Annotated in this window: 19 protein-coding genes; 16 read left to right on the top strand and 3 right to left on the bottom strand. The window is 67.7% G+C overall.

Annotated features, from left to right (window positions below; all coding sequences use genetic code 11):
* Window positions 1–6: 6 nt before the first annotated feature.
* The 6 genes from CFB49_RS25760 to CFB49_RS25735 all read left to right on the top strand — a co-directional run bounded on the left by CFB49_RS25760 (window position 7) and on the right by CFB49_RS25735 (window position 5,739).
* Window positions 7–960: a choline ABC transporter substrate-binding protein gene (locus tag CFB49_RS25760; protein ID WP_069617412.1), complete on the top strand. Its 954-nt coding sequence runs from the start codon at window positions 7–9 to the stop codon at window positions 958–960.
* Window positions 961–1,020: 60 nt separating this feature from the next.
* Window positions 1,021–1,950: a 3-keto-5-aminohexanoate cleavage protein gene (locus CFB49_RS25755; protein ID WP_089492659.1), complete on the top strand. Its 930-nt coding sequence runs from the start codon at window positions 1,021–1,023 to the stop codon at window positions 1,948–1,950.
* A gap of 90 nt (window positions 1,951–2,040) precedes the next feature.
* Window positions 2,041–3,006, top strand: coding sequence for an L-carnitine dehydrogenase (locus CFB49_RS25750; RefSeq protein WP_069617411.1), 966 nt, complete (start codon window positions 2,041–2,043; stop codon window positions 3,004–3,006).
* Between the two features lie 10 nt (window positions 3,007–3,016).
* Window positions 3,017–3,505 (top strand): thioesterase family protein, encoded by a 489-nt coding sequence (locus CFB49_RS25745; RefSeq protein ID WP_048243371.1) that lies wholly within the window; start codon window positions 3,017–3,019, stop codon window positions 3,503–3,505.
* A gap of 57 nt (window positions 3,506–3,562) precedes the next feature.
* Window positions 3,563–4,519: an alpha/beta hydrolase gene (locus tag CFB49_RS25740; protein WP_089492850.1), complete on the top strand. Its 957-nt coding sequence runs from the start codon at window positions 3,563–3,565 to the stop codon at window positions 4,517–4,519.
* 23 nt (window positions 4,520–4,542) lie between these two features.
* On the top strand, window positions 4,543–5,739 hold the full coding sequence (locus CFB49_RS25735; protein WP_089492658.1) for a TauD/TfdA family dioxygenase: 1,197 nt from the start codon (window positions 4,543–4,545) through the stop codon (window positions 5,737–5,739).
* A gap of 193 nt (window positions 5,740–5,932) precedes the next feature.
* Here the strand turns inward: CFB49_RS25735 and CFB49_RS25730 are convergent, their stop codons facing one another.
* The 3 genes from CFB49_RS25730 to CFB49_RS25720 all read right to left on the bottom strand — a co-directional run bounded on the left by CFB49_RS25730 (window position 5,933) and on the right by CFB49_RS25720 (window position 7,893).
* The gene (locus tag CFB49_RS25730) at window positions 5,933–6,232 is read right to left on the bottom strand and encodes a DUF4148 domain-containing protein (RefSeq protein WP_050012329.1); all 300 of its coding nucleotides are present in this window, start codon (window positions 6,230–6,232) and stop codon (window positions 5,933–5,935) included.
* Window positions 6,233–6,446: 214 nt separating this feature from the next.
* Window positions 6,447–7,433, bottom strand: a complete 987-nt coding sequence (locus CFB49_RS25725) for an oxidoreductase (RefSeq protein WP_089492849.1) — start codon at window positions 7,431–7,433, stop codon at window positions 6,447–6,449.
* A gap of 169 nt (window positions 7,434–7,602) precedes the next feature.
* Window positions 7,603–7,893: a DUF3331 domain-containing protein gene (locus tag CFB49_RS25720; RefSeq protein ID WP_006484717.1), complete on the bottom strand. Its 291-nt coding sequence runs from the start codon at window positions 7,891–7,893 to the stop codon at window positions 7,603–7,605.
* Between the two features lie 667 nt (window positions 7,894–8,560).
* Between CFB49_RS25720 and CFB49_RS25715 the strand changes: the two genes are divergently transcribed.
* The 10 genes from CFB49_RS25715 to CFB49_RS25670 all read left to right on the top strand — a co-directional run bounded on the left by CFB49_RS25715 (window position 8,561) and on the right by CFB49_RS25670 (window position 19,128).
* Window positions 8,561–9,325: an SDR family oxidoreductase gene (locus CFB49_RS25715; RefSeq protein WP_089492657.1), complete on the top strand. Its 765-nt coding sequence runs from the start codon at window positions 8,561–8,563 to the stop codon at window positions 9,323–9,325.
* Between the two features lie 57 nt (window positions 9,326–9,382).
* Window positions 9,383–10,225 carry an ureidoglycolate lyase gene (locus tag CFB49_RS25710; protein WP_069617406.1) on the top strand — a complete coding sequence of 281 codons (843 nt, stop codon included), beginning with the start codon at window positions 9,383–9,385 and terminating at the stop codon, window positions 10,223–10,225.
* Window positions 10,226–10,248: 23 nt separating this feature from the next.
* Window positions 10,249–11,526 carry an L-fuconate dehydratase gene (locus CFB49_RS25705; protein WP_089492656.1) on the top strand — a complete coding sequence of 426 codons (1,278 nt, stop codon included), beginning with the start codon at window positions 10,249–10,251 and terminating at the stop codon, window positions 11,524–11,526.
* Between the two features lie 78 nt (window positions 11,527–11,604).
* Window positions 11,605–12,381, top strand: a complete 777-nt coding sequence (locus CFB49_RS25700) for an SDR family oxidoreductase (protein WP_069617404.1) — start codon at window positions 11,605–11,607, stop codon at window positions 12,379–12,381.
* 12 nt (window positions 12,382–12,393) lie between these two features.
* Window positions 12,394–13,932: a sugar ABC transporter ATP-binding protein gene (locus CFB49_RS25695; RefSeq protein ID WP_089492655.1), complete on the top strand. Its 1,539-nt coding sequence runs from the start codon at window positions 12,394–12,396 to the stop codon at window positions 13,930–13,932.
* A 27-nt stretch (window positions 13,933–13,959) separates the two neighbouring features.
* Entirely contained in the window at window positions 13,960–14,997 is a 1,038-nt protein-coding gene (locus CFB49_RS25690; protein WP_089492654.1) for an ABC transporter permease, read from the top strand.
* A gap of 71 nt (window positions 14,998–15,068) precedes the next feature.
* The gene (locus CFB49_RS25685; RefSeq protein WP_050012448.1) at window positions 15,069–16,010 is read left to right on the top strand and encodes an ABC transporter substrate-binding protein; all 942 of its coding nucleotides are present in this window, start codon (window positions 15,069–15,071) and stop codon (window positions 16,008–16,010) included.
* A 64-nt stretch (window positions 16,011–16,074) separates the two neighbouring features.
* Window positions 16,075–16,965, top strand: a complete 891-nt coding sequence (locus tag CFB49_RS25680) for an amidohydrolase family protein (protein WP_089492653.1) — start codon at window positions 16,075–16,077, stop codon at window positions 16,963–16,965.
* Window positions 16,966–17,032: 67 nt separating this feature from the next.
* Window positions 17,033–17,800, top strand: a complete 768-nt coding sequence (locus CFB49_RS25675) for a FadR/GntR family transcriptional regulator (protein ID WP_069617400.1) — start codon at window positions 17,033–17,035, stop codon at window positions 17,798–17,800.
* A 182-nt stretch (window positions 17,801–17,982) separates the two neighbouring features.
* Window positions 17,983–19,128, top strand: a complete 1,146-nt coding sequence (locus CFB49_RS25670) for an alpha-hydroxy acid oxidase (protein WP_089492652.1) — start codon at window positions 17,983–17,985, stop codon at window positions 19,126–19,128.
* Window positions 19,129–19,159 lie beyond the last annotated feature (31 nt).

Here is a 19,159-nt window from a genome sequence, read left to right as displayed (position 1 = left end):
CGAACCATGAAGTCGACGAAGATCGCCGCGCTTGCCGCGGCCGTGCTGGCGACCGGCGCGTTCACGCAAGCCGCGCTGGCCGAGACGGAGGCCGCGACCTGCCGCACCGTGCGTTTCGCGGATATCGGCTGGACCGACATCACGTCGACCACGGCGCTCGCGTCGACCGTGTTCGAGGCGCTCGGCTACAAGCCGACCACGACGATCGCGTCGGTGCCGATCTCGTTCGCCGGTCTCAAGAGCAAGCAGCTCGACGTGTCGCTCGGCTACTGGTGGCCGGTGCAGCAGAAGCAGCTGCAACCGTTCCTCGACAGCAAGTCGATCAACGTCGTCGAACCGCCGAACCTGTCCGGTGCGAAGGCGACACTCGCGGTGCCGAGCTACGCATACCAGGCCGGCCTGAAGACCTTCGACGACATCGCGAAACACCGCGCGGAACTCGACGGCAAGATCTACGGGATCGAGCCGGGCAGCAGCGCGAACGCGACGATCCAGAAGATGATCGACACGAACCAGTACGGGCTCGGCGGCTTCAAGCTCGTCGAATCGAGCGAGGCCGGGATGCTGGTGACGGTCGAGCGCGCGGCACGCGAGAAGAAGTGGGTCGTGTTCCTCGGCTGGGAGCCGCATCCGATGAACATCCAGCTCAGCATGAACTACCTGTCCGGCGGCGACGCGGCGTTCGGCCCGAACTACGGCGAAGCGCGCGTGTACACGCTGACCGCGCCCGACTTCATCGCGCGCTGCCCGAACGCGGGCAAGCTCGTGACGAACCTGCGCTTCTCGACGCAGCTCGAGAACCAGCTGATGCAGACGGTGATGAACAAGACCAAGCCGGCCGATGCCGCGAAGGCGTACCTGAAGAAGAACCCGCAGGTGCTCGATCCATGGCTCGCGGGCGTCAAGACGTTCGACGGCAAGGACGGCCTGCCTGCCGTGAAGGCGTATCTCGGCCTGTAACGGCCGCGCCCATACGCTATCAGCAATGCGACACAACCCGAATCAAGCGAGGCATCCAGCATGAATCACGAAGTCATCATCACCTGTGCCGTGACCGGCGCGGGCGATACGGTCGGCAAGCATCCGGCGATTCCGGTCACGCCGAAGGAGATCGCGGCCGCCGCGATCGAAGCCGCGAAGGCCGGCGCGACGGTCGCCCACTGCCACGTGCGCGATCCGCAGACCGGGCGCGGCAGCCGCGACCCGAACCTGTATCGCGAAGTGGTCGACCGGATCCGCTCGGCCGACGTCGACGTGATCATCAACCTGACGGCCGGCATGGGCGGCGATCTCGAGATCGGCCCCGGCGAGGACCCGATGCGCTTCGGCAAGGGCACGGATCTCGTCGGCGGCCTCACGCGTCTCGCGCACGTCGAGGAACTGCTGCCCGAGATCTGCACGCTCGACTGCGGCACGCTGAATTTCGGCGACGGCGACTACATCTACGTGTCGACGCCCGCGCAGTTGCGTGCCGGCGCGAAACGGATCCAGGAACTCGGCGTGAAGCCGGAACTGGAGATCTTCGATACGGGCCATCTGTGGTTCGCGAAGCAGTTGCTCAAGGAAGGGCTGCTCGACGATCCGCCGCTGTTCCAGCTGTGCCTTGGCATTCCGTGGGGCGCGCCGGCCGATACCGGCACGATGAAGGCGATGGTCGACAACCTGCCGCCGGGCGCGCACTGGGCCGGCTTCGGGATCGGCCGCATGCAGATGCCGATGGTCGCGCAGGCGATGCTGCTCGGCGGCCACGTGCGCGTCGGCCTCGAGGACAACATCTGGCTCGACCGCGGCGTGCATGCGACCAACGGCACGCTCGTCGAGCGTGCCCGCCAGATCGTCGAACGCCTCGGCGGCCGCGTGCTGACGCCGGCCGAAGGCCGCCGCAAGCTCGGCCTGCCGGCGCGCGGCGAACGTCCGCTCGAACGTCGCGCGCTCGCCGAATTCGCGTGAATTTTTTCACCGACTGACTGACATGACAGGGTGGCCTGCGCGCACGCGCGGCCGCCCACCGATTTCCCCTGATTCGAAGGATGCGTTGACATGGCTGTGAAGACCGACATCAACACGTTTGCCGCGATCGGCACCGGCGTGATCGGCAGCGGATGGATTGCCCGCGCGCTCGCGCACGGTCTCGACGTGGTCGTGTGGGACCCGGCGCCGGGCGCCGAAGCGCGGCTGCGCGCGAACGTCGCGAACGCGTGGCCCGCGCTCGAACGCGTCGGCCTCGCGCCGGGCGCCGATCCCGCGCGGCTGCGGTTCGTGTCGACGATCGAGGCATGCGTCGCCGACGCCGATTTCATCCAGGAAAGCGCGCCCGAGCGCGAGGCGCTGAAGCTCGAACTGCACGAGCAGATCAGCCGCGCGGCGAAGCCCGACGCGATCATCGCGTCGTCGACGTCGGGCCTGCTGCCGACCGATTTCTACGCGCGGGCCACGCATCCGGAGCGCTGCGTGGTGGGCCACCCGTTCAACCCCGTCTACCTGCTGCCGCTCGTCGAGGTGCTCGGCGGCGCGCGCACGTCGCCGGAAGCGGTCGAAGGCGCGATGGAGGTCTATCGCAAGCTCGGCATGCGGCCGCTGCACGTGCGCAAGGAAGTGCCGGGCTTCATCGCGGACCGTCTGCTCGAAGCGTTGTGGCGCGAGGCACTGCATCTCGTCAACGAAGGCGTCGCGACGACCGGCGAGATCGACGATGCGATCCGCTTCGGCGCGGGGATCCGCTGGTCGTTCATGGGCACGTTCCTGACCTACACGCTGGCCGGCGGCGACGCGGGCATGCGACACTTCATGCAGCAATTCGGCCCTGCGCTCGAACTGCCGTGGACGAAGCTGGTCGCGCCGACGCTCACCGACGCACTGATCGACCGCGTCGTCGAAGGCACGACCGAACAGCAGGGCACGCGCAGCATCAAGGCGCTCGAACGCTATCGCGACGAGTGCATCACCGAGGTGCTGAAATCGATCGCCGCGGTGAAGGCGCGGCACGGGATGCGATTCGACGAATAAAGGACAGGCGATGACGGGCGATACCCCGCTGACGATTTACCGCGACGTGGTGCGGCCCGAATGGGTCGACTACAACGGCCACCTGCGCGATGCGTTCTACCTGCTGATCTTCAGCTTCGCGACCGATGCGTTGCTGGATCGCATCGGCCTCGACGACGCCGCGCGTCGCGAACGGGGGCGCTCGGTCTACACGCTCGAAGCGCACGTGAACTACCTGCACGAGATCAAGGAAGGCACGCCGGTGCGCGTCGATGCGCGCGTGCTCGCGCACGACGCGAAGCGGCTGCACCTGTATCTCGAACTGTTCGCCGACGGGCATGACGACGCGGTATCGGCGAGCGAGCAGATGTTGCTGCACGTCGATACGCGCGACGGTGCGAAATCGGCGCCGTTCGACGACGACGTGGCCGCGCGGGTGGCTGAACTGCATGCGTTGCAGCGCGATTGCGCGGCGCCTGCTTATGCGGGCCGCGTGATCGGGCTGCCGCCGCGCCGCTAGCGGCGCGCTTCGTTTCACGATCTTCTACCTTCGATCTTCGACCGCGGAGTGCGCACGATGCTCGAACCGGAAATCGCGGCGTTCGTCGCGTCCGTCGACGCGTGGTATCCGGCCGATGCGGCGGCGCGTTCGCCCGACGAGCAGCGCCGCCTGTACGACCGCTTCGCGGCCGAATGGACGCCGGCTGCGCTGCCGGCCGGCATCGTGCAGCAGGACGCCGTGTGGCGCGCGCGGGACGGCCGCACAATCGCGCTGCGGCGCTATACGTCCGCGCCCGGCACGTCGCGCGGCACGGTGCTGTTTTTTCATGGCGGCGGGTTCGTCGTCGGCTCGCTCGACAGCCATGCGCTGATCACCGCGCGACTGGCGGCCGATACGGGCCTCGATGTGATCGCGGTCGACTATCGGCTGGCGCCCGAACACCGTGCGCCGGCCGCGCTTGAAGATTGCGTGGAAGTCACGCGTGCCGCGCGCGATGCACGCTGGCCGTTCGGGCCGTGCGGGCATCCGCTGACGCTCGCGGGCGACAGCGCGGGCGGGATGCTCGCGGCGGCGGTGGCGACCGCGCTGCGCGATGCGGGCGAAGGGAGCGTGGACGGCATCGCGCTCGTTTATCCGATGCTCGGTTTCGAACCGCAGTCGCCCGCGCGCGAAACGGAAGCGCACGCGCCGATGCTGACGCTCGACGACGTGCATCGCTATCGCGCGCTGTACTGGGATGGTGACTTGTCCGACGTGCTGCGACACGGCAACCCGTTGTTGCGCGCGTCGGTGCCGCTCGAAGCCGGGCGTTTCGACGGCTTGCCGCCGGTGCTCGCGATCGGCGCGGAACACGATCCGCTGCGCGACGATGCGCGCGTGTACGTCGAACGGATTCGCGCGGCGGGCGGCGTCGCGCGCTACTGGATGGGAGAAGGGCTGGTGCACGGCTGCTGGCGCGCGCTCGGGACGAGCCCGCAGGCGGCGCGCATGCACCGGGCGGTCGGCAGGTTCTTGCTCGCTCCACACGCGTAGCGGGCGTTTTCCGGGAGGCAACGATGCAGGCGGCAGCGCAACACCGTATCGAGGACTGGCGGACGTTTTCGGCCGACGCGGCGATCGCGGCGGCGACGATTGGCGATGGCGCGGTGGAGGTCGAGTGGAGCGACGCGCGACGATCGCCGTTCCATTTCGACTGGCTGCGCGACAACTGCGCGTGTTCCGCGTGCGTGCATGCGATTACACGCGAACAGGTGTTCGAGATCGCCGATGCGCGGGAGGATCTGTCCGCGCTCACCGTGCACGTCGAAACCGACGGCGCGCTGCATGTCGAATGGAACGACGGACACCGCAGCGCGTGGTCGCCTGGCTGGTTGCGTGCGCATGCATACGATGACGCGTCGCGCGCGGAGCGCGTGGCTGCGCACGGGCGGCACGTATGGACCGGCGACGATGCGACGGCGATCGGCGTGTTCGCGTGGCGCGACGTGATGGAGGACGACCGCGCATTGCTCGCGTGGCTCGGCGCGTTGCAGCGCACGGGGCTCACGCTCGTCGAAGGCGTGCCGGCCGAGCGCGGCCGCGTCGACGAGGTCGCGCGCCGCGTCGGCCTGATCCGCGAAAGCAATTTCGGCGTGCTGTTCGACGTCGAATCGAAGCCGCGCCCGGACAGCAATGCGTATACGTCACTGAATCTTCCGCCGCATACCGACCTGCCGACGCGCGAATTGCAGCCGGGCGTGCAGTTCCTGCATTGCCTCGCGAACGACGCGACGGGCGGCGACAGCATCTTCCTCGACGGCTTCGCGCTCGCGGACGCGCTGCGGCGCGAACATCCGGACGATTTCGAGCAGCTCGCATCGACGCCGTTCGAGTTCTGGAACAAGAGCGCGAACAGCGACTACCGCTGTTCGGCGCCGGTGATCGGGCGCGATGCGCGCGGCAACGTGACGGAAGTGCGTGTCGCGAACTTCCTGCGCGGGCCGCTCGATGCGCCGGCCGGCTCGGTCGCGGCGGTCTATCGCGCGTACCGGCGATTCCTCGCGCTCGCGCGCGAGCCGCGCTTTCGCGTGCAGCGCCGGCTGCGGGCCGGCGACATGTGGGCCTTCGACAACCGGCGCGTGCTGCATGCGCGCACCGAGTTCGATCCGTCGACGGGCCGCCGGCACTTGCAGGGCTGCTACGTCGATCGCGACGAATTGCTGTCGCGGTGGCGCGTGTTGTCGCGGGCGGCGCCGGCCGACGCTGCGCGCTGATCGACACCCACCGCGCATTCACGCATCCCTCGTCGGGAAAAAGCACCCGGACGCGACGCGCCCGGGCGAAGCCACCCGCTGCCGGGCGGCGGAGGTATGCGTTTCACAAAACAGACGAGCCCCGCGAAGGGGGCTCGTCCGGACTGCGTGACTTCATCGCGCGACGCGCGGCGCCCGCCGAGGGCGCATCGGCTTACTGGCCGAAGAAGATCGAGTCGCGTGCGTTCGACGAAGCGGCTGCCGGCGCGCCCGAGTGGACGAGCGGGGCCGGTTGCGCGCCGTAGCCGCTGGTGTCCGCGCCATGAACGCGCGCCTCGGCGCTCTGGATGTCGTTCGGGTAGTACGGGCTCGACACGCCCGGCTTGTAGCCGGCTTGTTCGAGCTGGACGAGTTCGTTGCGCACTTGAGCGCGCGTCACGGTGCTTTGAGCGAATGCGCCGAACGAAGCGGACAGGGCGGCAGCGGCAACGACTGCGGAAACGAGCGATTTCATGGTGACCTCCGGTGTTTTATTGAGTTCGCTCCCGACACCATGTCTTGAGCGATTGATCAAATCTTAGTCACCGGCGTGTTCAGGGTAAACGCTGATTTTGACGATAAATTGTTTCCTGGCCGGTAACAGTGCGGCGGCGCATCAGTCTTTCAACGGGCTTTCTTTTCGGGCTGCGCAATAAGTGTGAAGAATGTTGCGATCGCCGGCGCACGACTCAGCGCACTTCCGCCGCCGTATCGAACGGCCGGCCCGGCGCATGTCCGGCGGGCGCGCCGGCGCTGAGGAAGCGCACGCCCGTCGCGGCTTCCGACGCTTCCCACAGCAGCGCCGCGGCCGCCACGCTGCGCGCCGCGCGCGGCACGCTCGCCGGCGCCGGCAGCCCGCGCGATTCCAACCAGCCGGACGGACCGATGTACGCACCGCCGGCCAGATCGGGCGACGTGGCCGCATGAATCGCGGGCAGCGCGCCCTGGTCGGCCGGCTGCGCGAGATAACGGTTCGCGGCGCGCATCAGCGCGGCGCGGGCGGGCGACTGGTCCATCGCCGGGCCCGCGAACTGCAGGTTGGTCGCCGCATAGCCGGGATGCGCGGCGACGCTGATGCCGGCGAACGCCGCGCGCGCGAAGCGGCGCTGCAACTCGATCGCGAACACGAGGTTCGCGAGCTTGCTGTCGCAGTAGGCGAGATAACGGTTGTAGCGCTGCGCGGCACGCAGGTCGTCCACGCGAATCCGGCCGCCGCGGTTGAAGCCGCTCGACATCGTGACGACGCGCGCCCGGTGCGCGGCGCGCAGCGCCGGCAGCAGATGGCCGGTCAACGCGAAATGGCCGAGGTGGTTGGTGCCGAACTGCATCTCGAAGCCGTCGCGCGTGTGCCGCAGCGGCAGGAACATCACGCCGGCGTTGTTGCAGAGGATGTCGACGCGGCCGTGGCGTTCGCCGACGTCGGCCGCGAAGCGTGCGATCGACGCGAGATCGGCGAGGTCGAGCAGATCGACTTCGACGCGTGCATGAGGATGAAGCCGGCGGATTGCGTTGGCAGCCTGCGTGCCGCGTGCGGCGTCGCGGCAGCCCATCACGACCGTCGCGCCTTTCGCCGCCAGCGTTTCCGCGAGATGCCAGCCGAGCCCGCTGTTGGCGCCGGTCACGATCGCGACCTTGCCGCCTTGCGCCGGGACGTGGCGCGCGCTCCATGCATGCATGTCTGCCTCCATCGGCGCGGCCGGTCGGCCGCGGCACTTAATCGTTACATTGATCGGTGTAACGATAGTGCGGGCGGACGGAGCAGACAAGCGGGGGAATTAGACCGGCGCTTCTAGGGTTTGTGGCTTAGGGCGTGGCGTCGCAAGCCCGGCGCAGGACCGGCGCGTGTTACCTGCTGCCCGCCAGCGCGAGCACCTCGGCGGCGGAAATCATGGCGGCAGCGTTCGCGGGGGCCGGGCGCTCGGCCGGGCGGAACACTTCGTCGCCGCGGTGAATGACCTGGCGCGACAGCGCGCAGGTGCCGGTGCGCTGCGCGAAGCGACGGCGCCAGCGCTGCTCGCCGTAGTGACAGCGGCCGGGTTCGACCCAGCGGACGACGAGCAGCGTATCGGAACGTTCGAGGATTTCGACGTGGACGTCGGCGGGATCGAGCGCAGGCAGGGATTTGGAGGCCTTCATTTTGCCGTTTCCTAAAGCTCGTGCGGTTTCGGCCGTGGCAGTGGATGTCACTACCCGATGGCGAATCCGTAGCGGTTTCCATGAGTGGTGCGCTAAATGTAAGCGTCTGTGACCGGAAAAAACATCCTGTCCGGCTCGAATTACCTTTTGCCGATTTAGAAACAATCCACGCTTATTTTCTTGGAAAACCAAAGACAAAAAGCCCCGGACGGGAAGCCCGGGGCGGAAAATCGGCCCGCGCACCGTGTCTGCTCGCCCAGTCACGGGATACATCGCCGGGGGACGGAGGTGCCCGCAGGGATCCAGAGCGGGCGGGGAGGCGATGTACCGGAAGCGCGGTCCGGCAACACCATGATGGCGTGCGGCACCCGTTGGCACCCTGACGCGAACATGACTTTTTTGTCAGTTTGGCGCGGCCGCCTTGCCGGACGTTGCGCCAGAATCGGCTGAAAAGCCCACCGGTATTGGGTTTTGAGCGGATCGCGAAGCAGCACTTCAGCGCCGCTCGCGCGCCGAATTCTCGTGCGCCGCCCGGATTGACCAGCCCTGGGTAAATACTGAATCCCAATTTCGTGACAAACGCGCGATCCGTTTCTATGATTGGTTGGACCTTTAGTCCTTTGTGCCAATCGGCCGACTGTCGGCCGCCTTTTCGGGAGAGGTGCTCATGAGATTGCAGGGCAAACGCGCGCTGGTGACGGCGGCCGGGCAGGGCATCGGCCGCGCGACCGCGCTGCGGTTCGCGAGCGAAGGCGCTGACGTGCTGGCGACCGACATCAACGAAGCCGCGCTGGCGCGGCTCGAAGCCGACGCCGAGCGCGCGGGCGGCCGGCTGGCCACGCGGCGGCTCGACGTCACCGACGCGACCGACATCGCCGCACTCGCCGCGACCGAACGCGCGTTCGACGTGCTGTTCAACTGCGCGGGCTACGTGCATCACGGCTCGATCCTCGATTGCGACGAAGACGCATGGGCGTTCTCGCTGAACCTGAACGTCACGTCGATGTACCGGCTGATCCGCGCGCTGCTGCCCGCGATGCTCGAAGCCGGCGGCGCGTCGATCGTCAACATGGCGTCGGCGGCGTCGAGCGTGAAGGGCGTGCCGAACCGCTTCGTGTACGGCACCACCAAGGCGGCCGTGATCGGGCTGACCAAGGCGGTGGCCGCCGATTTCGTCGAGCGCGGCATCCGCTGCAACGCGATCTGCCCAGGCACGATCGAGTCGCCGTCGCTGGAGCAGCGGATCGCCGACCAGGCGCGCACGCGCCACGTGTCCGCCGACGAGGTGCGCCAGGCGTTCGTCGCGCGCCAGCCGATCGGCCGCATCGGCAGCGCGGACGAAGTGGCCGCGCTCGCGCTGTACCTCGCGTCCGACGAAGCGTCGTTTACCACCGGCACGATTCACCTGATCGACGGCGGCTGGGCGAACTGACCCTGTCGACCTGATCGCGCCTCCCCATTCACATTCCGTTTCCATTCAGACAACGCTATGAAACTGCTGAGATTTGGCGACAAACACCATGAAAAGCCGGGCCTGCTCGATGCGCAAGGCCAGATTCGCGACCTGTCCGGCGTGATCGACGATATCGCTGGCGACGCGCTGACCCCTGCATCGCTCGCGCGACTGCGCGACATCCCGCCGTCGTCGCTGCCGCTCGTCGGAGGCACGCCGCGGCTCGGCGCGTGCGTCGGCCGCGTCGGCAAGTTCATCTGCATCGGGCTCAACTACTCCGATCACGCGGCCGAATCAGGGATGGAGGTGCCGAAGGAGCCCGTCGTGTTCGGCAAGTGGACGAGCGCGATCTCGGGCCCGAACGACGACGTCGAAATCCCGCGCGGCTCGGAAAAGACCGACTGGGAAGTCGAGCTCGGCGTGGTGATCGGCCAGGGCGGCCGCTATATCGACGAAGCCGATGCGCTGTCGCACGTCGCCGGCTACTGCGTGGTGAACGACGTGTCGGAGCGCGAATACCAGCTCGAACGCGGCGGCACGTGGGACAAGGGCAAGGGCAACGACACGTTCGGCCCGATCGGCCCGTGGCTCGTGACGGCCGACGAAGTGCCCGATCCGCACGCGCTGCGGTTGTGGCTCGAGGTGGACGGCCACCGCTACCAGAACGGCACGACCGCGACGATGGTGTTCCGCGTGCCGCATCTGATCAGCTACCTGAGCCGCTTCATGAGCCTGCAGCCGGGCGACGTGATCTCGACCGGCACGCCGCCGGGCGTCGGACTCGGGCAGAAGCCGCCCGTCTACCTGCGCGCCGGACAGGTGATCACGCTCGGCATCGACGGGCTCGGCGAGCAACGCCAGCGCACCGTGCAGGCCTGATTCCCTTCAATGGACGGTTCGCCATGCCTATCATTCGATCGATGCGCGTCCTCGACGTGCGCTTTCCGACCTCGCGCCAGCTCGACGGTTCCGATGCGATGAATCCGGACCCCGATTATTCGGCGGCCTACGTCATCCTCGAAACCGACCGCGACGGGCTCGCCGGTCACGGGCTCACGTTCACCATCGGGCGCGGCAACGAAATCTGCTGCGCGGCGATCGACGCGATGCGCCACCTCGTCGTCGGCCTCGACCTCGACTGGATCCGCGAGGACATGGGCCGCTTCTGGCGGCACGTCACGTCGGACAGCCAGTTGCGCTGGATCGGCCCCGACAAGGGCGCGATCCACCTGGCGACGGGCGCCGTCGTCAATGCGGTGTGGGACCTGTGGGCGAAGGCGGTCGGCAAGCCGCTGTGGCGGCTCGTCGCCGACATGAGCCCGGAGGAACTGGTGCGGGCGATCGACTTCCGCTACCTGACCGATTGCCTGAGCCCGGACGAAGCGCTCGACCTGCTGCGCCGGCAGGCGCCCGGCAAGGCCGCGCGGATCGCCGCGCTGGCGCGCGACGGCTACCCGTGCTACACGACGTCGGCCGGCTGGCTCGGCTACAGCGACGACAAGCTGCGCCGGCTGTGCCGCGAGGCCGTGGACGAAGGTTTCGACTACGTGAAGCTGAAAGTCGGCGCGAACCTCGCCGACGACATCCGCCGCGTGACGATCGCGCGCGAGGTGATCGGCCCCGACCGCAAGCTGATGATCGACGCGAACCAGGTGTGGGAAGTCGACGAGGCGATCGACTGGGTGCGCGCGCTTGCGTTCGCGCGGCCGTGGTTCATCGAGGAGCCGACGAGCCCCGACGACGTCGAAGGGCATCGCAAGATCCGCGAGGCGATCGCGCCGGTGCAGGTCGCGACCGGCGAGATGTGCCAGAACCGCGTGCTGTTCAAGCAGTTCATCGCGCGCGGCGCGATCGACGTCGTGCAGATCGACGCGTGCCGGCTCGGCGGCGTGAACGAGATCCTCGCGGTGATGCTGATGGCCGCGAAGTACGGGCTGCCGGTGTGCCCGCATGCGGGCGGCGTCGGGCTGTGCGAATACGTGCAGCACCTGTCGATGATCGACTACGTGTGCATTTCCGGCACGAAGGAAGGGCGCGTGACCGAGTACGTCGATCACCTGCACGAGCATTTCGTCGAATCGTGCGTGGTGCGCGGCGCGGCGTACATGCCGCCGACGGCGCCCGGTTTCTCGATCGAGATGAAGCCCGAATCGCTGGAGCAGTACCGGTTCCGCGGGTGAGTAGGGCAATGCGCGACGGCGCGCGATGCGCGTCGTGCGCATCGTGCGCGGCGACAACATGAACGACGGAGACGCGAAGTGGATTTGAATCTGCAAGACAGGGTCGTGATCGTGACCGGCGGCGCGTCGGGCATCGGCGCCGCGATCTCGATGCGGCTGGCCGGCGAAGGCGCGATTCCCGTAGTGTTCGCGCGCCACGCGCCCGACGACGCGTTCTGGCGTGCACTTGCGCACAAGCAGCCGCGCGCCGCGTGCATGAACGTCGAACTGCAGGACGACGCGCAGTGCCGCGACGCGGTCGCGCAGACCGTCGCGCGCTTCGGCCGCATCGACGGCCTCGTCAACAACGCGGGCATCAACGACAGCATCGGGCTCGACGCCGGGCGCGACGCGTTCGTCGCGTCGCTCGAACGCAACCTGATCCATTACTACGTGATCGCGCATTACTGCGTGCCGCACCTGAAGGCGACGCGCGGCGCGATCGTCAACATCTCGTCGAAGACGGCCGTCACCGGGCAGGGCAACACGAGCGGCTATTGCGCGTCGAAGGGCGCGCAGCTCGCGCTGACGCGCGAATGGGCGGTCGCATTGCGTCACGACGGCGTGCGCGTGAATGCGGTGATTCCCGCGGAGGTGATGACGCCGCTCTACCAGAACTGGATCGCGGGTTTCGACGATCCGGAAGCGAAAGTCGCGGAAATCGCCGGCAAGGTGCCGCTCGGCCAGCGCTTCACGACGGCGGACGAGATCGCCGATACGGCGGTGTTCCTGCTGTCGGATCGCGCATCGCACACGACGGGCCAGTGGCTGTTCGTCGACGGCGGCTATACGCATCTCGATCGTGCGATCAGCTGAGGGCCGCGCGCGATGCAACCCGACCTGAACCCGAACACCGCGCCGCCGCTGATCGCGCTGACCGGCATCGGCAAGCGCTTTCCCGGCGTGCAGGCGCTCGACGATTGCCGTTTCGACCTGCGTGCGGGCGAAGTGCATGCGCTGATGGGCGAGAACGGCGCCGGCAAGTCGACGCTGATGAAGATTCTCGCGGGCGTCTATCCACGCGACGCGGGCGAGATCCGGATGGACGGCCGCCCGGTGGAGATCGCCGACCCGCGTGCCGCGCAGGCGCTCGGCATCGGCATCATCCATCAGGAGCTGAACCTGATGAATCACCTGAGCGTCGCGCAGAACATCTTCATCGGCCGCGAGCCGCGCGGCCGCTTCGGCGTGTTCGTCGACGAAGACCGGCTGAATCGGGACGCTGCCGCGATCTTCCAGCGGATGCGGCTCGATCTCGACCCGCGCACACTCGTGGGCCGGCTGACGGTCGCGAAGCAGCAGATGGTCGAGATCGCGAAGGCGCTGTCGTTCGACTCGCGCGTGCTGATCATGGACGAGCCGACCGCCGCGCTGAACAACGCGGAGATCGCCGAGCTGTTTCGCATCATCCGCGACCTGCGCGCGCACGGCGTCGGCATCGTCTACATCTCGCACAAGATGGACGAGCTGCACCAGATCGCCGATCGCGTGACCGTGATGCGCGACGGCAAGTACGTCGCGACCGTGCCGATGGCGGACACGTCGATGGACACGATCATCTCGATGATGGTCGGCCGCCAGCTCGATGCGGAAACCCGCACACCGCCCGATACGTCCACGAACGAGATTGCGCTCGAAGTGCGCGGGCTGTCGCGTGGCCGTGCGATCCGCGACGTCGGCTTCACGCTGCGGCGCGGCGAGATCCTCGGCTTCGCCGGGCTGATGGGCGCGGGCCGCACCGAGGTCGCACGCGCGGTGTTCGGCGCGGACCCGGTCGATGCAGGCGAGATCCGCGTGCACGGCCGGGCCGTGACGATCCGCACGCCGGCCGACGCGGTGAAATATGGCATCGGCTATCTGTCCGAGGATCGCAAGCATTTCGGGCTCGCGGTCGGGATGGACGTGCAGAACAACATCGCGCTGTCGAGCATGCGCCGCTTCGTGCGCCGCGGCGTGTTCCTCGATGCGCGCGCGATGCGCGATGCCGCGCAGTCGTACGTGCGTCAGCTCGCGATCCGCACGCCGTCGGTCGCGCAGCCCGCGCGGCTGCTGTCGGGCGGCAACCAGCAGAAGATCGTGATCGCGAAGTGGCTGCTGCGCGACTGCGACATCCTGTTTTTCGACGAGCCGACGCGCGGCATCGACGTCGGCGCGAAAAGCGAGATCTACAAGCTGCTCGATGCGCTCGCCGCCGACGGCAAGGCGATCGTGATGATCTCGTCGGAGTTGCCCGAGGTGCTGCGCATGAGCCACCGGATTCTCGTGATGTGCGAAGGCCGCGTGACCGGGGAATTGCGCGCGGCCGACGCCACGCAGGAAAAGATCATGCAGCTCGCGACGCAGCGCGAGTCGACCGTGTTGTCCTGATTGTCCCGATTCAGACGCCTAACGATCATGTCCAACGATACGCATCCCGTTCCGCCCCTGGCCACCGGCGACACGCCGGCGGCCGCATCGCGCCTGAAATCGCGCTTCTTCAACCCGGCCGCGCGGCAGAAGCTGCTCGCGTTCGCGAGCCTCGTGCTGCTGATCGCATTCTTCAGCTTCGCGTCGTCGAACTTCCTCGACGTCGACAACCTCGTGTCGATCCTGCAGGCGACCGCCGTGAACGGCGTGCTGGCCGTCGCCTGCACGTACGTGATCATCACGTCCGGCATCGATCTGTCCGTCGGCACGCTGATGACGTTCTGCGCGGTGATGGCCGGCGTCGTGCTGACGAAATGGGGGATGCCGCTGCCGCTCGGCATCCTGGCCGCGTTGTGCTTCGGTGCGCTGTCCGGCTGCGTGTCGGGCTTCGTGATCGCGAAGATGAAGGTGCCGCCGTTCATCGCGACGCTCGGCATGATGATGCTGCTCAAGGGGCTGTCGCTCGTGATCTCGGGCACGCGGCCGATCTACTTCAACGACACGCCGGGCTTCACGTCGATCGCGCAGGATTCGCTGATCGGCAACCTGATTCCCGCGCTGCCGATTCCGAACGCGGTGCTGATCCTGTTCCTCGTCGCGATCGGCGCGTCGATCGTGCTGAACCGGACGATCTTCGGCCGCTACACGTTCGCGCTCGGCAGCAACGAGGAGGCGCTCAGGCTATCCGGCGTGAACGTCGATGCGTGGAAGATCGCGGTCTACACGTTCAGCGGCGCGGTGTGCGGGATCGCCGGGCTGCTGATCGCGTCGCGGCTGAACTCCGCGCAGCCGGCACTCGGGCAAGGCTACGAGCTCGACGCGATCGCGGCCGTCGTGATCGGCGGCACGTCGCTGTCGGGCGGCGCGGGCAGCATCGTCGGCACCATCATCGGCGCGTTCATCATGAGCGTGCTGACCAACGGCCTGCGCATCATGTCGGTCGCGCAGGAATGGCAGACCGTCGTGACGGGCGTGATCATCATCCTCGCCGTCTATGTGGACATCCTGCGCCGGCGTCGCCGCTGACACACGCAGGCATGCGCTTCACCGCCGGTTTCGGCCGGCATTTCATCCGATACGAAAAAAGGAGACGCGAAGTGATCAGGAGCAAGGTGTTGAACGCGATCGTCGGGCTGACGTTCGCCGTTGGCGTCACGGCCGGCGCGCACGCGCAGGAAACCTACATCCCGCTGATCTCGAAAGGCTTCCAGCATCAGTTCTGGCAGGCCGTGAAATCGGGCGCGACGCAGGCCGCGAAGGACTACAAGGTGAAGGTGACGTTCGAAGGGCCGGAAACCGAGGCGATGGTCGACAAGCAGATCGACATGCTGTCGGCCGCGATCGCGAAGAAACCGGCCGCGCTTGGCTTCGCAGCGCTCGACAGCAAGGCCGCGCTGCCGCTGCTGAAGAAGGCGCAGGCCGAGAAGATCCCGGTGATCGCGTTCGACTCGGGCGTCGACAGCGACATTCCGGTGACGACGGCCGCGACCAACAACAAGGCGGCCGCCGCGCTCGCCGCCGACAAGCTCGCCGCGCTGATCGGCGACGAAGGGCAGGTGGCGGTGGTCGCGCACGACCAGACGAGCCGCACCGGCATCGACCGCCGCGACGGCTTCCTCGACCGGATGAAGTCGGCGCACCCGAAGGTGCAGGTCGTGACCGTGCAGTACGGCGAAGGCGATCAGTTGAAGTCGACCGAAGTGACGAAGTCGATCCTGCAGGCGTATCCGAAGCTCAAGGGGCTGTTCGGCACCAACGAAGGGTCGGCGATCGGCGTGGTCAACGGCGTGCGCGAGATGAAGCGCAAGGTCGTGATCGTCGGCTACGATTCCGGCAAGCAGCAGAAGGACGCGATCCGCAGCGGGCTGATGGCCGGCGCGATCACGCAGAACCCGATCGGCATCGGCTACAAGACGGTCGAGGCGGCCGTGAAGGCGATCAAGGGCGAGAAGCTGCCGAAGGTCATCGATACCGGGTTCTACTGGTACGACAAGACCAATATCGACGATCCGAAGATCGCGGCGGTGTTGTACGACTGAACGTGGCGGAGGGGCGACGGCGCGGCGGGCCGTCGCCGCCGCGGTGATCGGACACGAGGGCATCATGGGCGCAGTGCGTATCGATTCGCATCAGCACTTCTGGCGTTATCGCGCGGCCGACTATCCGTGGATCGGCCCCGGGATGGGCGTGCTCGCGCGCGACTACCTGCCCGACGCACTGTGGCCGCAGATGCATGCGCAGGCGCTCGGCGCGTCGATTGCGGTGCAGGCGCGCGCCGGGCGCGACGAGACGGCGTTCCTGCTCGATCTGGCGCGCGACGACGCACGCATCGCGGCCGTGGTCGGCTGGGAGGATCTCGGTGCGCCGGCGCTGGCCGACCGCGTCGCCGAGTGGCGCAGCCCGAAGCTGCGCGGTTTCCGTCATCAGGTGCAGGACGAAGCCGACGTCGGCGCGTTCGTCGCGGATCCCGGCTTCAATCGCGGCGTCGCGTGGCTGCAGGCGAACGGCTATGTCTACGACGTGCTCGTGTTCGAGCGCCAGTTGCCGGACGTGCAAGCGTTCTGCGCGCGGCACGATGCGCACTGGCTCGTGCTCGACCATGCCGGCAAGCCTGCGCTCGCCGAGTTCGCGCGCGACGACACGGCGCTCGCGCGCTGGCGCGCGTCGCTGCATGATCTCGGCGCGCTGCCGCACGTCGCGTGCAAGCTGTCGGGGCTCGTGACCGAAGCCGACTGGCGGCGCGGCCTGCGCGCGCAGGACATCCGGCATATCGAGCAGTGTCTCGACGCGGCGCTCGACGCGTTCGGCCCGCAGCGGCTGATGTTCGGGTCGGACTGGCCCGTGTGCCTGCTCGCGGCGTCGTACGACGAGGTCGCGTCGCTCGTCGAACGCTGGGCCGAAGCGCGGCTGTCGGCGGCCGAACGCGCCGCGTTGTGGGGCGGCACGGCCGCGCGCTGCTACGCGGTGCCGGGCGATGTGAAGCGCGGCATATAAAATAGGCGCGAACGGCCCAGGCAATGTTCGGGCCGTCCGGAACGAAACCGATTACCAGCGTCAACGTATGTCCATCCAGCCGATTCAGAACCGCCGCCTCTACCAGCAGATCGCCGACAAGCTCAGTGCGATGATCGAGTCCGGCGATTTCCCGCCGGGCAGCTATCTGCCGCCCGAGCGCGAACTCGCCGAACGGTTCGGCGTGTCGCGCACGTCGGTGCGCGAGGCGCTGATCGCGCTCGAAGTGAACGGGCTCGTCAGCGTGCGCGTGGGCGACGGCGTGAAGGTGCGCCATCCCGAGACGGCCGCCGCGCCCGAACCTGCATCGGCGCCCAACGCGACGGTCGCGCCGTTCTCGATCGTCGAGATCGATCCGGAGCTCGGCATCGCGCTCGACCTCGACACCGAAATCCCGCCGTTCGCGCTGCTGCAGGCGCGCCGGCTGATCGAGCCGGAAGCCGCGTCGCTGGCCGCGAAGCATGGCTCGGATGCGCAGATCGAAGGGATTCACGAAGCATTTCTGCGCAATCAGGACGACAACCGCAGCGGCTCGCTCACGCACCCGGGCGACCGGCTGTTCCATATCCGCATCGCGGAAGCGAGCGACAACGCCGCGTATGCGCTGATGATCAAGCAGTTGCTCGCGCACAAGTACGACCCGATGTTCCAGCGGCTGCAGTCGCTGTACATGCCGAACGACATGCCGCACCGGTCGGAGCGCGAGCATCGCGCGATCCTCGATGCGATCCGCGCGCGCGACCCCGACGCCGCGCGCCGGGCGATGGCCGAGCATCTCGACGAAGTGATCCGCATTTTCGGCCGCGCGCTCGATTGAGTGCGCGAGTCGATTTTCTGCATGTTCGCCAGCGGCGGACGCGATGCGGTGCTTCCCGGCTGCTGACGCGCCCTCCGTACCGCGCGAGGACACCGGCCGTCGGGACCGAACGAACGCCGCGATGCGAGCGACGCGCGCCGACCCACCGGCATGCCGCTCGCGCGCCGAATGGAGTGTGACGAATGCGCGTGAACGATTGCCACAATTTCCACGACTTCCGCGAGCTGGCGCGACGACGGTTGCCGGGGCCGATCTTCAATTACATCGACGGGGCGGCCGACGATGAAACCACGTATCGACGCAACACGAGCGCGTTCGAAAGCTGCGATCTGGTGCCGAACGTGCTGCGCGGCGTGCGCGATGTCGATCTGTCGGTGACGGTCATGGGGCAAAAGCTCGGCATGCCGGTTTACTGCTCGCCGACCGCGCTGCAACGCCTGTTTCATCATGACGGCGAGCGGGCCGTCGCCGCCGCGGCCGCGAAATTCGACACGATGTTCGGCGTGTCGTCGCTCGGCACCGTGAGCCTCGAAGAAGCCCGTGCGATCAGCCCGGGCCCGCAGGTGTACCAGTTCTACTTCCACAAGGACCGCGGCCTCAACCGCGAAATGATGAACCGCTCGCGGCAGGCCGGCGTGAACGTGATGATGCTGACGGTGGACAGCATCACCGGCGGCAATCGCGAGCGCGACAAGCGAACCGGCTTCTCGATTCCGTTCCGGCTGACGCTCGCGGGGATGACCGAATTCGCGTTGAAGCCGGCCTGGGCGATCAACTACCTGACCCACGAGCGGTTCCGTTTGCCGCAACTCGACCGGCATGTCGACATGGGCGGCGGTGCGATGTCGATCAGCCGCTACTTCACGGACATGCTGGATCCGTCGATGTCATGGGACGACGTCGCCGCGATGGTGCGGGAGTGGAACGGGCAGTTTTGCCTGAAAGGCGTGATGTCGGTCGACGACGCGCGCCGGGCGGTGGACATCGGTTGCACCGGCATCGTGCTGTCGAATCACGGCGGGCGGCAACTCGACGGTTCGCGCGCCGCGTTCGACCAGCTTGCCGAGGTGGTCGACGCGGTGGGCGACCGGATCGACGTGATGATGGACGGCGGCGTGCAACGGGGTTCGCACGTGCTCAAGGCGCTGGCGCTCGGTGCGAAGGCGGTCGGCCTGGGGCGCTATTACCTGTTTCCGCTCGCCGCCGCCGGGCAGCCCGGCGTCGAGCGTGCGCTGCAGCTGATGCGCACGGAAATCGAACGGGACATGCGGCTGATGGGCTGCGCGTCCGTTTCGCAACTCGGGCGAAATCAGCTTCGCTTTCGCTGACGGCGGGTTTCGGCGCCAGCCGGGCCTTCGT

Origin of the sequence: Burkholderia sp. AU17457 (genome assembly GCF_002223255.1) — a bacterium.
Taxonomy (GTDB): Bacteria; Pseudomonadota; Gammaproteobacteria; order Burkholderiales; family Burkholderiaceae; genus Burkholderia; species Burkholderia sola.
The sequence above is the reverse complement of the archived record's forward strand: the minus strand, read 5'-3'. Positions and strand labels throughout refer to the sequence as shown.

Excerpts from the sequence above, each read along its gene's own strand:
- CFB49_RS25760 (WP_069617412.1), top strand. The coding sequence starts at position 7 with ATGAAGTCGACGAAGATCGCCGCGCTTGCCGCGGCCGTGCTGGCGACC.
- CFB49_RS25755 (WP_089492659.1), top strand. The coding sequence starts at position 1,021 with ATGAATCACGAAGTCATCATCACCTGTGCCGTGACCGGCGCGGGCGAT.
- CFB49_RS25750 (WP_069617411.1), top strand. The coding sequence starts at position 2,041 with ATGGCTGTGAAGACCGACATCAACACGTTTGCCGCGATCGGCACCGGC.
- CFB49_RS25745 (WP_048243371.1), top strand. The coding sequence starts at position 3,017 with ATGACGGGCGATACCCCGCTGACGATTTACCGCGACGTGGTGCGGCCC.
- CFB49_RS25740 (WP_089492850.1), top strand. The coding sequence starts at position 3,563 with ATGCTCGAACCGGAAATCGCGGCGTTCGTCGCGTCCGTCGACGCGTGG.
- CFB49_RS25735 (WP_089492658.1), top strand. The coding sequence starts at position 4,543 with ATGCAGGCGGCAGCGCAACACCGTATCGAGGACTGGCGGACGTTTTCG.
- CFB49_RS25730 (WP_050012329.1), bottom strand. The coding sequence starts at position 6,232 with ATGAAATCGCTCGTTTCCGCAGTCGTTGCCGCTGCCGCCCTGTCCGCT.
- CFB49_RS25725 (WP_089492849.1), bottom strand. The coding sequence starts at position 7,433 with ATGCATGCATGGAGCGCGCGCCACGTCCCGGCGCAAGGCGGCAAGGTC.
- CFB49_RS25720 (WP_006484717.1), bottom strand. The coding sequence starts at position 7,893 with ATGAAGGCCTCCAAATCCCTGCCTGCGCTCGATCCCGCCGACGTCCAC.
- CFB49_RS25715 (WP_089492657.1), top strand. The coding sequence starts at position 8,561 with ATGAGATTGCAGGGCAAACGCGCGCTGGTGACGGCGGCCGGGCAGGGC.
- CFB49_RS25710 (WP_069617406.1), top strand. The coding sequence starts at position 9,383 with ATGAAACTGCTGAGATTTGGCGACAAACACCATGAAAAGCCGGGCCTG.
- CFB49_RS25705 (WP_089492656.1), top strand. The coding sequence starts at position 10,249 with ATGCCTATCATTCGATCGATGCGCGTCCTCGACGTGCGCTTTCCGACC.
- CFB49_RS25695 (WP_089492655.1), top strand. The coding sequence starts at position 12,394 with ATGCAACCCGACCTGAACCCGAACACCGCGCCGCCGCTGATCGCGCTG.
- CFB49_RS25690 (WP_089492654.1), top strand. The coding sequence starts at position 13,960 with ATGTCCAACGATACGCATCCCGTTCCGCCCCTGGCCACCGGCGACACG.
- CFB49_RS25680 (WP_089492653.1), top strand. The coding sequence starts at position 16,075 with ATGGGCGCAGTGCGTATCGATTCGCATCAGCACTTCTGGCGTTATCGC.
- CFB49_RS25675 (WP_069617400.1), top strand. The coding sequence starts at position 17,033 with ATGTCCATCCAGCCGATTCAGAACCGCCGCCTCTACCAGCAGATCGCC.
- CFB49_RS25670 (WP_089492652.1), top strand. The coding sequence starts at position 17,983 with ATGCGCGTGAACGATTGCCACAATTTCCACGACTTCCGCGAGCTGGCG.